The sequence below is a fragment of the Putridiphycobacter roseus genome (genome assembly GCF_003234935.1).
In the GTDB taxonomy this organism is placed as follows: Bacteria; Bacteroidota; Bacteroidia; order Flavobacteriales_D; family Crocinitomicaceae; genus Putridiphycobacter; species Putridiphycobacter roseus.
Genome location: NZ_QKSB01000005.1, coordinates 190,513 through 207,019 on the forward strand (window position 1 = coordinate 190,513; position 16,507 = coordinate 207,019).

A 16,507-nucleotide genomic window follows, 5' to 3' on the forward strand; every position below is an offset into this window, starting at 1 on the left:
TAAAGACCCTTATAAAATACAAAAAGTTGCCTTTACTAATAAAATATGTTAGTTGGTATGTCCTAAGATTTTGTCCCAATTAAGGTAAACAATTCATTTAAATTCGGAGATATAATGATTTCAATTCTTCTGTTTTTAGCTTTATCTATTTCGCTAACAGGCAAATAAGAAGAACGTCCAGCAGGCATAATCATGGTTGGATTCATCTTCGAGTTTTCTAATAGAATTTTTGTTACGGCGGTAGCACGCAATACACTTAACTCCCAATTGTCTTTTGGGTGAACCGTTCCCTTTAAAGGGTCAGTATCTGTGTGACCTTCCACAATAATTTCAATATCTTTTTGACTTTCTAGCACTTTAGCCAAATTAACCAAAGCTTCTTTTCCAGCCACTGCCACATCCATCTTTCCTGAATCGAACAGCAATTTAGCCTCCATACTCACATAAATTTTACCGTTTTTTTCTACAACAGTCAATCCTTTATCGGTATACCCTAACAATGCCTTTGCAATTTTCTCTTTTAAAGCCATCACAGCAGCATCCTTTTTAGCAATAATATCTTCCAATTCTTTAATTCTAGCTTCTTTTTTATCTAAAATTAAAGAACGTTCATTTAATTCCTTTTCCAATTCATTCAATCGATCTTCCTTTCTTTGTAATTCAATTCTCGTCCCTTCTAAATCACGAATCATTTTTGCGGTCTCTGCTGACCCTTTTGTTTGTAGCCCAGCAAACTTTTGCTCCAAAGCATTATTAAGCTCTCCAATTTTATCATACTCTACCGCAATCATTTTAAGCTCTTGACTCAATCTTAAGGTATCTTGTTTTAATGCCGATACCGATTTTTTTTGTAACTCCAATTGGGTTTCAATTTCCTTTAATCGATTTTCAAGATCAATTGCAGTACTATTGGTATTGGATTGCTCCAGTTTCATTTTATCATAATTAGTCTGAAGATCATTGTATTTTTGAAGCGGCACACAAGCCATAAAAAAAAGTAAAGATAAGGCTGAGATAAAATGTTTCATTTTGACAGAATTTATCACAAATGTCTCAAAAAATAAGACAGACTTTTAAAACACTGTTTTAAGTTTTAAACATTCATATCTTAGTTTGTGATTTATAAGTTTCTAAAATGACTTGGGGAATTCCTAATAAAAATTCTATCTTTGTCTGTTTTATTAATCTATTCATAATGGCTAAACTCAGAAAACAAGAAGCATTAGATTACCACTCAAATGGTAGACCAGGAAAGATTGAAGTAATCCCTTCAAAGCCTTATGCAACACAGCGTGATCTATCCCTTGCTTATTCGCCAGGTGTAGCAGAACCATGTTTAGAAATAGCTGAAAATCCAGAAAATGTATATAAATATACCGCCAAATCAAATTTAGTAGGTGTAATTTCAAATGGCACTGCTGTTTTAGGACTTGGGGACATTGGTCCAGAAGCATCAAAACCAGTAATGGAGGGTAAAGGTTTACTCTTTAAAATATTTGCCGATATAGATGTTTTTGACATAGAAGTTGACACAAAAGACCCACAAAGATTTATTGATACAGTAAAGGCAATTTCACCAACTTTTGGTGGCATCAATTTAGAAGACATCAAGGCGCCAGAAGCATTCGAAATAGAAGAGCGTTTAAAGGCCGAACTGAACATTCCTATCATGCATGATGATCAGCATGGTACAGCCATCATTTCAAGTGCAGCATTATTAAATGCTTTGGAATTGGCTAAAAAGAAGATAGCAAGAGTTAAAATAGTGATTAGTGGCGCGGGAGCTGCAGCATTATCCTGCTCAAAATTATATTTAGCTTTAGGTGCAAAACCTAACAATTTATTCATGTTCGATAGTAAAGGTTTATTAACGACCTTAAGAACAGGACTAGACAAGTATAAAACGCAATTTGCCATTCATAAAAAAGACATTTCTTTAGAGGAAGCGTTAAAAGGAGCAGATGTATTTTTAGGCTTGTCAAAAGGAGGTATTATATCCAAGAACATGATTAAGAGCATGGCGAAAAACCCGATTGTATTTGCCTTAGCTAATCCAGACCCTGAAATCTCTTATAATGATGCCATGTCAGTTCGACAAGATATTATTATGGCAACAGGCCGTTCCGACCATCCTAACCAAGTGAATAATGTGATTGGTTTTCCTTATATATTTAGAGGTGCTTTAGATGTAAGAGCTACTTGTATTAATGAAGAGATGAAACTGGCTGCAGTAAAAGCCATTGCTTCTTTAGCAAAAGAAGTGGTACCTGAAGAAGTGAATGAAGCATATAATGAAAAAAATATTTCATTTGGTCGTGACTCCATTATCCCTAAACCAATTGATCCACGATTAATTTACACCGTTTCACCTGCCGTTGCAAAAGCAGCAATGGATTCCGGTGTTGCACAAAACCCTATTAAAGATTGGGATGAGTATATCGCAGTTTTAAAAAACCGTTTAGGCTTAGACAATAAGATATTAAATATACTGACCGATAAAGCGCTAAAAAACCCAAAAAGAGTGGTGTTTGCAGAAGCGGATAATTATAAAATATTAAAAGCGGCACAAATGTGCTTAGACGAAGGTTTTGCGGTACCTATTTTATTGGGACGAAAAACCAAGATTTTAGAATTGATTGCTGAAAATAACTTAGAATTAGGAGACGACATTGAAATTGTTGATCCTAAATCTCTTGAAATGCGTGATAAATGTGCAGAATATGGCAAATTATTTTTTGAAAGCAGAAAAAGAAAAGGTATCACAGAATACGAGGCCATCAAACTAATGAGAGAAAGAAATTACTTTGGTGCTATGATGGTTAATTCCGGTGCAGCAGATGCTTTAATTTCAGGAATTACAAGAAACTATAAAGATGTTATCCGTCCTGCACTAGAAGCAGTAGGTACCGATAAAAAAGTATTAAGATTAGCAGGAATGTATATTTTAATCACGAAACGGGGTCCTTTATTTTTAGCAGATACAACAGTCAATATCAATCCTACGGCAGAAGAAATTGCAGACATTACCTATCAAGTAGCTAAAACGGTTCGTCGTTTAAAAATTCAACCTCGCGTGGCCTTGCTTTCTTATTCCAATTTTGGATCAAGTGATGGGGAAGATTCTAAAAAAATGGCGCAAGCAAGACGCATATTAAATGAAAAACATCCATCTATCATTGTAGATGGGGAAATTCAAGCCAATTTTGCTTTAAACAATGAGTTATTATTAGAAAAATTTCCTTTTTCTGATTTGGTAAATAAGAACGTAAATACGCTAATATTTCCAAATTTAGCTTCTGGTAACATTGCCTATAAATTAATGCAAGAAATGGGAGACGACGTAGAAGCGATTGGTCCAATTTTATTAGGATTAAAAAAATCTGTACATGTATTACAATTGGGAAGTTCTATACGAGAAATTGTAAACATGGTAAAAGTTGCCGTTATTGATGCCCAAATAAAATAAGAATGATTACACACTTAAAAGGTAAATTAATAGAAAGAACTCCTACTTATGTTGTAATAGAATGTAATGGTGTTGGTTATTTTGTAAAAATCAGTCTGAACACCTATTCTAGTTTGCCCCTAAAAGGAGATATCTTAATTTACACACAGCTTCAAATAAGGGAAGATGCGCATACCCTTTATGGATTTCACCAAAAAAGTGATAGAGAAATGTTTAACCACTTAGTCTCTGTCTCTGGAATAGGAGCGAATACTGCAATACTTATGCTATCTGCTTTAACGGCTGATGAGATAGCAAATGCTATTGTGAGTGAAAATGTGGACACCATAAAAAGTATCAAAGGAATTGGTTTAAAAACCGCACAAAGAGTCATTGTAGATTTGAAGTCTAAAATGGAAAAAGTTGAATTTTCTGTAGAAAATATTTTCAATGCAAACAATACTACGCGATTTGAAGCGTTAAGTGCTTTATCGGCATTAGGTTTCGATAAAAAGAAAGCTGAATTGGCCATTCAAAAAGTAATTGGAGAAGACCAAACAGTAGAACAATTAATTAAAGAAGCTTTAAGAATTTTATAATTTGAAAACTAGATTTTACATAACCTGTTCAATACTCGTATTGTGTATATTGAGCCTAAACGCAAGTCCAATCCTAAATGCAAATACCATCCCGTATTTAGCTTATTACGTGGAAGAAGCGGATACGCCAAAAGTTAATTTACCTTATCCAATTTCCGACTATTACGATTTCACTACCAAGCCTAACGCAAGATTAGATTTAGGTCTGCCTTCGAACATAGACACAAAAATTGTTTATAACACAGAGACAGGAATGTATGAGGTATTTCAGAAAATCGGTGATCGATATTACAGAAGACCGACCGCAATGACCCAGTCGGAATACATGGCCTACGAGCGAAAGAAATCAATCAATGATTATTTTACAGAAAAGGTAGAAAGTGAAAATTCAGCCGATCAAAATATTATACCGACACTTAACGTAAAAGGCGAAGCATTTGATTTAATATTCGGCGGGGATGAAATTAGCATTAGACCACAAGGGTCTGCGGAATTATCTTTCGGTGTAAATATTTCAAAATACGAAAACCCAGCATTACCAATTCAAAGTCAAAGACAAACACAATTCGATTTTGACCAACAAATTCAACTTAATTTAGTCGGGCAAATTGGAGACAAATTAAAATTAGAAATAGCACAAAACACAAGTGGTGCGACTTTTAATTTTCAAAATCAAGTAAAAATCGGTTATACCGGATATGAAGATGAAATCATCCAAAAAATTGAAGCAGGTAATGTTTCTTTACCACTAAACACTACCTTAATTCAAGGTTCACAAAGTTTATTTGGTATTAGAACAGATTTAAAATTTGGTAAATTAACGGTAAATACGCTATTGTCGCAACAAAGAGGACAACGACAAGAGATAAATGTAGCTGGAGGCGCGCAACAACAAGAATTTGAAGTAAAAGCAGACAGTTATGAAGAAAATAAGCATTACTTTTTAAACTTTTACCACCGAGAAAATTATAATAACGCCATGGCATCTATGCCTTATGTCAACTCTGGCGTAAATATTACTAAAATTGAAGTATACATTACCAATAGAAACAATGATGTAGAAAACACCAGAAACTTTGTGGCTTTTACAGATTTAGGAGAAAATGACCAAGCTTATTTAGAGGGAAATCCAACCATTGCAAATATTGGATCAGATTTACCAGATAATGATGCGAATAACTTATACCAATCCTTAATTAATCAAACCAATGTACGATATTTTACTTCTGCAGTAGAAGATTTAAAATCCTTAGGAACCACCTCTATCGGACCTTTTGAGCAATCGTTCCACTACGAAAAAGTGGAAAATGCAAGAAGGTTAACTGAGCAAGAATTTACTTACAATGCCTTACTTGGATTTGTATCCTTACGTCAATCTTTAAATCAGGATGAAGTATTAGCCGTAGCTTACCAATATACTTATCAAGGGAAAACTTATCAAGTAGGTGAATTTTCTAATGATGTGCCAGTAGAAACCGGATCTAAAAGTGCATTAATCTTGAAATTGATTAAGCCTACTATTGTAAATCCTAAAAATAAATTATGGGATTTAATGATGAAAAACGTTTACTCCCTAGGTGCTTACCAAGTAGGAGAAACGAATTTTAAATTAGACGTTTGGTATAATAATCCTGAAACAAGTGTAGATGTAAACTATCTGCCTTATGAAGGCGTAGATGACAAAATGTTGCTACAATATTTGGACCTAGATAGATTAAACTTAAATACCGAAAGATCACAAGATGGGCGTTTTGATTTTGTACCGTTTATTTATGACGGTAATAAGGCCACAAATGGAGGTACTATAGATGCTAGAACAGGAAGGGTGTATTTTGCAACCATTGAACCTTTTGGTACCACATTAAATGAAAAATTAACCAGTGTAGAAAATCCACTTCCTCCTTATAAATTAGAAAAAATAATTTACCAAGAATTATATGATTCTACAAGAACAGCTGCCCAGCAGTTACCAGATAAAAATAGATTTAAAATAAAGGGTACTTATGAGTCGTCCGTTAGTTCAGACATTCCTTTAAATGCCCTAAATATTCCAGAAGGAAGTGTTACTGTTACCGCTGGTGGTGCCTCATTAATTGAAGGGGTGGATTTTCAAGTAGATTATAATTTAGGAAGAGTTCAAATATTAAACGAAGGGATATTAGAGTCTCAAATCCCAATTACAGTTTCCTTAGAAAGTAATTCCGGATTTGGATTTCAACAAAAATCATTGGTTGGCGCTCATTTCAATTACGAATTTAACAAAGACTTTAACTTAGGTGCAACTGTTATGAATCTAACAGAGAAACCAGTAACCCAAAAAGTAAATGTAGGTAGTGAACCAGTTAGTAATACTGTTTTAGGAACCGATATCCGTTATAGAACTGAAGTCCCATTTATTACTAAAATGATAGATTTTTTACCAATAATTAGTACAAAGGAAAAATCTTTTGTTACTACAAGTGGCGAGTTTGCCTATTTAATTCCTGGCACACAAAGAGCCATAGGTGAAGGAGGAATTTCTTATATAGATGGATTTGAAGGTAGTCAAAGTGGTATTACTTTAACCTCTTCTTTCTCTTGGAAATTAGCCTCTATTCCACAAGGACTGCCGAATGACTTTCCAGAATATGGCGAATTTGGAACCAAACCAGGCTTTAACAGATCTAAATTAGCTTGGTACACCATTGACCAATCCTTCTACATTGCGAATTCTAGAACACCAGATAATATTAGAGATAACGATACAATTTTGAATGACAGTAGAATGAGAATGGTTCTACAACAAGATTTGTTTCCACAAACACAACCGACAACAGGTACTGTTAATAATATTCAAGTATTTGATTTAGCTTATTATCCGCAAGAAAGAGGACCTTATAACTACGATACAACGGCAGCATTTATTAATACAGATGGTACCTTCAATAATCCACAAGATAGATGGGCTGGTATTATGCGTGCCATGACAACAACCAACTTTGAAACGGCCAATGTACAATATATTCAGTTTTGGATGTTAGACCCTTATAATTCTAACGCCACAGATACAGGTGTTAGTAATTTAGATCCAGGAGAATTATACTTCAATTTAGGTAATATTTCGGAAGATATACTACCAGATTCAAGAAAGAGTTACGAAAACGGTTTACCAATAAGTACAGATTACAATCCAGCAGATTATGACAGTACATCTTGGGGAATCATTCCTAATCAACAAGTGATCGTAAACGCATTCGATAACAATAATGAGTCCAGGGAATTTCAAGATATTGGATTAGATGGATTAAATAACCAACAAGAAGCTTCCTTTTTTGCCTACTACACAGCTTGGGTAAATAATAGTAATTTATCCACCACCGCCAAGAATAAATTACTTAATGATATATCATCAGATGGTTATAACTATTATTTAGATGACGACTACGATTTATTGCGTTATGATATCTTACAACGGTATAAAGAGTATAACGGGCATGAAGGTAATTCGAACACCTCTGCCATGTCTGCTAATCTAAATGCAGAAGGGTATCCAACACAAGGAACCACTACACCAGACATTGAAGATATCAATCAAGATAATAACTTAGGTGAAACAGAAAACTATTTTCAATACAAAGTAAATATTGCAAGTGGTGGTTTTATTGTTGGACAAAATTACATTACCAACAGCCAAGTAGTAACTAAAGTAGACGGTGGTACCGAGACATGGTATCAATTTAAAATTCCAATCAATGCACCCGACAAAATCGTTAACAATATTTCAGACTTTAGATCGATTAGATTTATGAGAATGTATATGAAAGGTTTTGAAAATCCAAAAATATTACGTTTTGCAACTTTAGAATTAATCCGTGGTACATGGCGTGAATTTGCAGAAGACTTGCAAACCGGAGAACAACTATTGGATGATCCTAACTCTACTGAATTTGTAATTGGTGCTGTTAATTTAGAGGAAAACGAAGGTAAAATACCAGTTAATTATGCTATACCTGATGGCATTCAAAGAGAAAATGATTATAGCAGTATTAATACCCGTCAATTGAATGAGCAATCCATGAGTTTAGAAGTATGTGGCTTGAAGGATGGTGACGCCAAAGCAGCTTATAAAAGCTTAAACCTTGACATCAGAAATTATGGTCAGATTGAAATGTTTGTTCACGCAGAGACCAATTATAAAACCAACAATGAAAATCTATTAAAAGACAATGATATCAATGTATTTGTAAGATTAGGTACCGATTTTACGGACAATTATTATGAGTATGAAGTGCCTTTAAAATTAACGCCTTGGAATACTTCTTCCGCCTCACCCGAGCTAATATGGCCAGAAGAGAACAATGTAACCATAGTTTTAGATGACCTTATTTCTTTAAAATTAGATAGAGATGACTTAGTAAAACTTGGTTTAGCTTCCACATCTTCTGAATATATGGATACCACTCAAGTCTATAAATACATTAAAGTAAAAGGAAATCCGAATTTATCAGAAGTCAAAGTTGTGATGATTGGTGTGCGAAATCCCGACGATCAGAGCAACTCACTACCAGATGATGGCTTAGAGAAATGTGCAGAAGTTTGGGTAAATGAATTAAGAATGACCAATTTTAAACAAAATGGTGGTTATGCTGCAACTGCACAAGTTAACGTGCAAATGGCGGATTTTGGAAACTTGGCGGTATCTGGTAGCTACTCCACTCCCGATTGGGGTTCTATAGAGTCTACTGTTTCAGAAAGACAAAGAGAAACTATTTCTAATCTTACTTTTAACTCAAATTTTGAATTGGGACAATTTTTTGGGGATAAAATTGCATTGCGTTTACCAGCATATTTTGGCTATAGTGTTGGAGCAATAAGCCCAGAATATGATCCTTTGGCGCCAGATGTAAAAATGTCCTTGTACGACCCTGAAGTACGTAAAGAAAAGGAATTATATGCGAAAGCATTAACCATTAGAAAATCCTACAATTTTACCAATGTAAGAAAAGAAAGAAGACCAGGTAAAGAGATTAAGTTTTGGGACGTAGAGAATATCTCTTTAAGCTATTCTTATAATGAATTGTATAGAAGAGATATCAACACCACTAAAGATATTACTAGAAACTATAGAGCGGGTATTAATTATGCCTTTTCTGCAAAACCTAAACTGATAGAACCATTCAAAAAGATGGGATTTGTCAATAAATCAAAATGGTTTAGAATTATTAAAGATTTTAACTTTTATTTAGGGCCGAAATCATTTTCCATGAATAACGATATTCAGAGAATGTATAATGAACTACAAAATAGAAATGCCTTGGTACCTGAGTTTATCTTTGCACCTACTTATTACAAAAACTTTACTTGGAATAGAGCGTATACTTTTAAATACGACATCTCCAAAAACCTTAAGTTTAATTATAATGCCATCAATGCATCTATCATTCGTGAACCACAGGGCGAAATAAATAAAACTGCCGACCAAGGAACATTAGGGTTAAATAATTACAATAGCTTTTTAGACATAGTTAATGAAACTTTCAACCCATTTTCTAACGCTATTGATACCATCACATTTGGTGGTTACAATATGAATTTTGGACAAAATTTTGACATTACCTATAAATTGCCTTTCGATAAAATTCCTTTAACCGATTGGATAACTGCTAACGTAACTTATGGTGGTAATTACGATTGGATGAGAGCACCTATTGGACAAGACAGTTTAGGGAATACCATACAAAATGCGAGAAACTTTACCCTAAATGGCCAATTTAATTTAATCTCACTTTACAATAAAGTACCCTATTTTCAAAAAGTAAATCGCGGCGGTAGTTCTTCCCGAGGAAAAGCAATGTCTAGTCGTTCAACAAGAGGTGATTCAGACGGAGAAAATGCCGCACCAACGGACAAGAAGAAAGCTAAAAAAGACGACGGTAAAATGAATCCGATAGGCAAATCTATTGCGCAATTAATAATGACTTTAAGAAATGTGAGTATGAATTACTCTATCACAGACGGGATGCTTTTACCTGGATTTGAACCATCCAATTCATTAATTGGTTTAGACAATGACTTTAGTGCACCAAGCTTTGCTTTTATTACAGGAGCACAAAATTATGATTTAATTGGTAGACAAAGTAGTACTTGGGGAGCAGATTCGTCTTATGCCTATTATGCCGCAAACAAGGGTTGGCTAGTAGAACAAGAGGGACTAAATATTCAGCACAACGTAATGCATACCCAAAATATAAGTGGACGAGCAACCTTAGAACCAATTAAAGATCTTTCCATTAATTTAACCGTAAACAGAACATTAACTAAAAATCAGAATAGTAACTTCAGGTTTAACGAAGAGCTAGGCAGACATGAATATCAAAATCCATTAAATACGGGAACGCTAAACTTTAGTACGATAACGTGGAGAACAGCATTTGAAAATTCGAGCAGTGATTCAGTTTCTAATTTCTTCAATGAAATGTTAGCCAATCGATCTCAATATTCAAAATTATTTGGAGAAGAAGCCGGAACAGCATTGAACAGTGATGGCTATTACCAAGGTTATGGCGCTAACCAACAAGATGTACTTGTGGCATCTTTTTTAAATACCTACACTGGAAATAGATCTTCAAATAAAATTACAGATGTATTTAAAATGATCCCATTACCAAACTGGGACATCCGTTATGATGGCTTATCGAAATTAGAGTTCATGAAAAAATATGTTCGGAATTTTACAATCAAACACGGTTACCGTTCAAATATTTCTATCTCTAACTTTTCTACCAACCTAGCAGCAAAAGATGAAGATGGCGTACAACAATTAGATAATTCATTAAACTTTATTGCAGATGAACAATATGCAAGTATTATCATATCGGAACAATTTGCTCCTTTATTTGGTATAGATGCAACGTGGATAATCAATAAGAATGGTTTAATTACAAAGTTTGAATATAAAAAAGATAGAAGTCTTTCTTTAAATATCGCTAATTCTCAAATTATAGAAATGGTAGGAAAAGAGATTGTAATTGGTACAGGATATAGATTTTCACAAGTAGAACTTCCATTTGAATTTATGGGTAAAAAACCAAAAAGTGACGTAAACATTAGATTTGATTTATCGATTAGAAATACCTTAACCGTAAGTAGAAGTGTTACTGAGAATTCAGTAATTCCAACATCAGGTCAAGAAATGTATTCTATCCGTTCATCCGTAGATTATAACTTAGGTAAGAATTTAAATGCGCGAGTGTATTTTGATAGAACAGTAAATGTTCCTGCATTATCTTCCGCTTTTAAAACAGCAAATACCAGAGCAGGTATTGCACTTAGATTTAACTTGGCACAATAAATCATTACGGTATACAGCGGCAACTTACAGCAGTAAAACCTATACGCCTTGCGAAATTTGGAAAAGGATTAGTGACTTTTACCTTTAAAGATATCGAATACATGGATTAAATGAGGCATAACTGCTGTTATACTTTCTTTTGCGCCATTTGTGGATCCAGGCAAGGCCATCACCAAAGTATTATCAATGGTCCCTACTACACTTCTTGAAAGCATGGCATAAGGTGTTCTTTCCTGTCCATATTGACGAATGGTTTCCTCAATGCCAGGGATTCTTCTATCTAACATTGGCAGCAAAGTTTCCGGTGTAACATCTCTTAGCGACAATCCAGTACCACCAGTAAAAATCAACATAGAAGCTTGATCTAATTTCGCTTTTTCCACTGCCAACTCAATGGCAATTTTTTCATCCGGTATAACATAATATTCACGCGTATGGATGGCATGATGCTTTAAAACCTCGACAATACTTTTTCCAGCACCATCACTTTTTAAACCTTTCGAAATAGTATCCGAACAAACCACAACATGTGCAGAAAGCGTTTTAGCTGTTTTTTCCAATTTTGATTTAAAATCCGACTTCCCACCAGACTTCGACAGCAATTTAATACCACCAATCTCTATGCCTTTATCAATCGGTTTTAACATATCATACATGGTTAAAGCAACAACAGAAGCACCATGCATGGCTTCAACCTCCACACCAGTTTTATAAATGGTTTTAACCTCCATTTCAATACGAATACTCAAACCTTCCACAAAATAAGTAATTTTTGTACTCTCAATGGGAATGGGGTGACAATCGGGTAATAAATGTGGTGTTTGTTTTACCCCTAAAAAACCCGCAGCTTTGGCCATTTCAAAAACATTTCCCTTTGGTACTGTATTGTTTTCAATTGCAGTGATTGTAGCCAAAGTACTTACGTGAACAATGGCTTGTGCCACTGCGATTCTTAATGTATTTGATTTATGCGTTATATCTACCATTCTTTATTGATTTACTTTCCATTGATGCGACATATCTTCAAATATTTCTTTTCCAAAAATAGGCGCTTTAGCTTTTATCGATTCCACTAAAAAACGAGTAGCGTCCATGGCCATTTTTCTATGTTTAGAAGAAGTAAATACAAATAAGCATATTTCACCAGCCTTCACTAATCCAATAGCATGATATATGTGCAAGCAAGATAATTCATATTTAGCAAAAACTTCCTCCCTAATTTCATGTATCACTTGATTAACCATAGGCTCATAAGCACTATATTCAATAGCTGCAACTATATTTTCACCAACCTTGTCCGCTCTAACTTGACCTAAAAATATATCGTGTGCACCAATAGTAGTTTTAACCTGGTGTTTGGCGATAGACTCGGCTATTTTCTCTGGTAATATTGGACCGGCAATGAATATATTTTTCATACTATTAATTTTTATCCTCCAGCAAAAGGAGGCAGAATTGCTATTTCATCTTCCATTGCAATTGGATGTGTTAAGGGAACTACTTTTTGATTAATCGAAACTTGAAACAAAACGTTTTGTAAACGTTTATATCGACTTGATAGATCTTTAATTAACTCATTTACATTTAAATATTCCCCAGTTAATTTCTCAGCTTCTTTTCCTGTAATTTCCGAAATTATGCCAAAGTAAAGTACCTTCATTATTTATTATGTATAAAATTTTCTAAATCTGTTTGTGTATTCAAATTTAAAAATTCTTTTTCATCCACCGCACTTAAATCGAGTTCCTTTGCGTCTATCTCTTTTAACAAATGCATTAATTTATAATCCTTCCGTTCTATTTGCTCCTTAATAGCTTTCCTATCTTTTTGGTGATAAACCCCTATCAGTGGATGCACTTTTTTAGATTTAACCACTGTAGTTTGTGCTACTACACTCGCAGCTAATAATTGATGAATAGTTTGGTTTAGCACATTAGGTGTGTCACAGGATAAAAACACATTTTTATCAAACGGACTAATTGTAAGTCCGGTATACAAACCACCTAATGGTCCAATGTTTGTAATTAAATCAGGATAAGTTGGAAAACCAAATGCCGCGTAAGCTTGATTATTACTGATAATAAAAATATGTTGAAATTCTTCTTTTAACCGATTGGTTACTAATTGAACAATGGGTATGCCACCCACTTCTATTAAACCTTTGTCTTTTCCCATACGGCTGCTGTTACCGCCTGCTAAAATAATTACGCCAAACGCTGGATTCATAAACTTAGTATTAATTTGGATAAGGCCATTCCTAACACTAAAATCAACATTATTTGAACGCTTTTAGTATTTAATATTTTACTGCCAAAATAACTACCAAAGAAACCACCCACTATGGCCACTAACACAAGGTAAAATGTTTCTGTAGGAATTTGAATTCCTTGTAAAAGCTGACCTGTTAAACCGGCTGCCGAATTAACCCAAATAAATAAGGCAGCAATAGCCGCACTTTCTTTAACAGAAGCCCAATGTAACAACAATAATATTGGGGACAGAATAATACCTCCACCAATGCCAATCAATCCAGACACAAGACCGATAATAGCGCCAACGCCTATAGCCGCAATAGGTTTAAAAGCAATTTCTTTTATCTCTTTCGCTTTTAATTGTCCACCCAATTTAAGCATTGCAAACAATAAAAACAATCCTAGTAAAATTTTATAAACCAAAGCGCTTACCGTAAAATAGCCACCAAGCAACGCCATAGGAACAGAACCTACGGCAAAATATATAAACAAATTCATTTTAAAATAACCCGCCATATAATAATGGTAAAAGGCTATTGCGGCAACAAATAAATTCATCACCAAAGCCACTGGTTTAATGGTAAATTCATTCACAGAAAATAAATACATCAATGCAATATAGCCACTTGCGCCTCCATGGCCGACACTTGCATATAAAAATGCGACAAAAGGGACAGTGAATAACAGACCCAACAGATATGCGTCAGAAATACCCATTATAGGTGATATAACACTACATCCTCTCCTTTTACCATCTTATTTTGACCTAAACCGACATAGACTAAAGCATTTGCATTGGCGAAAGCTTGCAACATAGCAGAACTTTGCCCATCTAAAATGTCCACTTTACCAAATTGGTCGACTTTAGCTTTTAGAAATAAAGCCCGATCTCCTTTTCTTTCAAAAGCATGATTTAAAGGGGCAGTACTTTTCGATAATCCAACAAATGGCTTACCAGATAATTTGGCTATTAATGGTAAAATATAAATATAAAACCCAGTCAAACAAGCTGCGGGATTTCCTGGTAACCCAAAAATAAAAGCCGCACCCTTTTTACCAAAATATAAAGGCTTTCCAGGTTTTTGCTTCACTTTATAAAAAAGGGTTTCTACTTGATTTAAGGTTAATGCTTCCTTGACATAATCATAATCACCGACAGAAATTCCGCCTGAAAAAATGATTAAATCATACCTTTCAAGGGCAAATTTCAACGTGTCTACCGTATGTTTTAAATCATCTTTAATATGATACGTTTTAACGTCCACTATATTTCTAAGCGATAAAGCCGATTGTAGCATATGGACATTACTTTCATAAATTTGACCAAATTTTAAGGGCGTCCCTGCTTCCACTAGCTCATTTCCGGTAGATATAATAGCAATACTTGGTTTTGGTATTACATTGACTTTTTCTACCCCTAAACTCGCTAAAAAGCCAATACTTCCATCCTGTAATAAGTGACCAGCATGCAAGGCGATAGCATTCTTTTTAATTTGCTCTCCTTCTGGTCGAATGTTAGCTTGTAATTTAGGTATTTGTGTAAAAATTACTTTACCGTCTAATGCTTGGGCATCTTCTTGCCTAATTACCATATTGGCTGAACTAGGCACAGGTGCTCCTGTAAAAATTCTTGCAGCTTCACCAGCAATTAATTCCTGCTGTACACTCTCCCCTGCAGCTATTTCTCCAATTAACTTATAAGTAGATTGATGAGCTACATAATGAATGGCATAACCATCCATAGCTGATTGCGGAAAAGGAGGCATATCCATAGGGGAATATATTGTTTCTGCCAATACCCAACCATTAGCAGCTAACAAAGGCATTTCTATAACTTTTGCTTTTGAAACTTTTGCTGCTTCAACCAAACTAAGCGCTTCTTCAACTGTAATCATATTATCCTCCTATCGAAGTCATATTTCTATTGGCTTCAAATAATTTTTTATTCTCATTATTAAACAATCCTATCCCAGCTCTAGCAGCATGTTTATTATTTAAACTTTGCTGAATGAGCGGTAATACATCCTCTTCCTTTCTGTAGGCGGTTAACAAATCTGTTTCTCCAGCCGAAAATAAACAATTTTTTAATTTTCCATCCGCAGTTAGCCGTAATCGATTACAGGAATCACAAAATGGATTAGTCACAGAACTAATAATACCAAAAGTGCCTACATATCCTTTAACCAAAAAATTTTTAGCTGTATCATTAGACAAAGGTGAAATTTGCAACACATTTTGTGGACCAAAATGGTTTTGAACCCGGTCCATTATTTGGTGATAGGTTACTACTTTGGAGGTATCCCATTGATTACCATCAAAAGGCATAAATTCAATAAATCGAATGGCGAGTTTATTATTTTTACTTAATTCGATAAAAGATATAATTTCATCCTCATTCCAATCTTTCATCAACACTACATTCAATTTCACCTTAAAATCTTCTTTTAATAGCAATTGAATATTATCCATGACTTTCTGGAAATATTTTCTTTTGGTGATCGCATTAAACTTTTCTTCTTTCAAAGAATCAATGCTTACATTGATATCTTTTAAACCTACCTTCTTAAAAACTGAAATATACTTGTCGACTAAAATACCATTTGTAGTTAAATGTAATTTAACATTTAAAGCACCCAAGTTGGTAATAATATTTTCAAAATCTTTTTTTATTAATGGTTCCCCACCCGTTATTCGAATTTTATCCACCCCTTGTGCAACAAATATTTTTGCTAGGGCCACTATTTCTTCTGAAGTCATGAAATGCGCCTTATGTCTTAATGGCACACCATCTTCTGGCATACAATAAAAACAACGTAGATTACATCTTTCGGTCAATGAAATTCTCAGGTAATTATGTTTTCTATTAAAATTATCAATCATA

General features: G+C 34.3%; 11 protein-coding genes. 3 read left to right on the forward strand and 8 right to left on the reverse strand.

Features of this window, described 5'->3' with window-relative positions:
* Positions 1 to 62: 62 nt before the first annotated feature.
* Complete coding sequence (locus DNU06_RS10155) at positions 63 to 1,028, reverse strand: OmpA family protein (protein WP_111063220.1); 966 nt, start codon at positions 1,026 to 1,028, stop codon at positions 63 to 65.
* A gap of 167 nt (positions 1,029 to 1,195) precedes the next feature.
* Here DNU06_RS10155 and DNU06_RS10160 point away from each other — a divergent pair, with 167 nt between their 5' ends.
* Genes DNU06_RS10160 through sov form a run of 3 tightly spaced genes read left to right on the forward strand, consistent with a single transcriptional unit; the run spans position 1,196 to position 11,374 of the window.
* Entirely contained in the window at positions 1,196 to 3,466 is a 2,271-nt protein-coding gene (locus DNU06_RS10160; RefSeq protein WP_111063221.1) for an NADP-dependent malic enzyme, read from the forward strand.
* A 2-nt stretch (positions 3,467 to 3,468) separates the two neighbouring features.
* Positions 3,469 to 4,044, forward strand: coding sequence for a Holliday junction branch migration protein RuvA (ruvA, locus tag DNU06_RS10165; RefSeq protein WP_111063222.1), 576 nt, complete (start codon positions 3,469 to 3,471; stop codon positions 4,042 to 4,044).
* Between the two features lie 49 nt (positions 4,045 to 4,093).
* Entirely contained in the window at positions 4,094 to 11,374 is a 7,281-nt protein-coding gene (sov, locus tag DNU06_RS10170) for a T9SS outer membrane translocon Sov/SprA (protein ID WP_158526872.1), read from the forward strand.
* Positions 11,375 to 11,442: 68 nt separating this feature from the next.
* On the opposite strand, the gene moaCB is transcribed toward sov, so the two are convergent.
* Genes moaCB through moaA form a run of 7 tightly spaced genes read right to left on the reverse strand, consistent with a single transcriptional unit; the run spans position 11,443 to position 16,506 of the window.
* Complete coding sequence (moaCB, locus tag DNU06_RS10175; protein ID WP_111063224.1) at positions 11,443 to 12,360, reverse strand: bifunctional molybdenum cofactor biosynthesis protein MoaC/MoaB; 918 nt, start codon at positions 12,358 to 12,360, stop codon at positions 11,443 to 11,445.
* 3 nt (positions 12,361 to 12,363) lie between these two features.
* On the reverse strand, positions 12,364 to 12,792 hold the full coding sequence (locus DNU06_RS10180) for a molybdenum cofactor biosynthesis protein MoaE (RefSeq protein WP_111063225.1): 429 nt from the start codon (positions 12,790 to 12,792) through the stop codon (positions 12,364 to 12,366).
* Positions 12,793 to 12,803: 11 nt separating this feature from the next.
* Positions 12,804 to 13,034 carry a MoaD/ThiS family protein gene (locus DNU06_RS10185; protein ID WP_111063226.1) on the reverse strand — a complete coding sequence of 77 codons (231 nt, stop codon included), beginning with the start codon at positions 13,032 to 13,034 and terminating at the stop codon, positions 12,804 to 12,806.
* Entirely contained in the window at positions 13,034 to 13,600 is a 567-nt protein-coding gene (gene mobA, locus DNU06_RS10190; protein WP_111063227.1) for a molybdenum cofactor guanylyltransferase, read from the reverse strand. Before mobA ends, DNU06_RS10185 begins: the two co-directional genes overlap by 1 nt.
* The gene (locus tag DNU06_RS10195) at positions 13,597 to 14,343 is read right to left on the reverse strand and encodes a sulfite exporter TauE/SafE family protein (protein ID WP_111063228.1); all 747 of its coding nucleotides are present in this window, start codon (positions 14,341 to 14,343) and stop codon (positions 13,597 to 13,599) included. Before DNU06_RS10195 ends, mobA begins: the two co-directional genes overlap by 4 nt.
* Positions 14,343 to 15,521: a molybdopterin molybdotransferase MoeA gene (locus DNU06_RS10200; protein WP_111063229.1), complete on the reverse strand. Its 1,179-nt coding sequence runs from the start codon at positions 15,519 to 15,521 to the stop codon at positions 14,343 to 14,345. Before DNU06_RS10200 ends, DNU06_RS10195 begins: the two co-directional genes overlap by 1 nt.
* A gap of 1 nt (position 15,522) precedes the next feature.
* Positions 15,523 to 16,506, reverse strand: coding sequence for a GTP 3',8-cyclase MoaA (gene moaA, locus DNU06_RS10205; RefSeq protein WP_111063230.1), 984 nt, complete (start codon positions 16,504 to 16,506; stop codon positions 15,523 to 15,525).
* Position 16,507 lies beyond the last annotated feature (1 nt).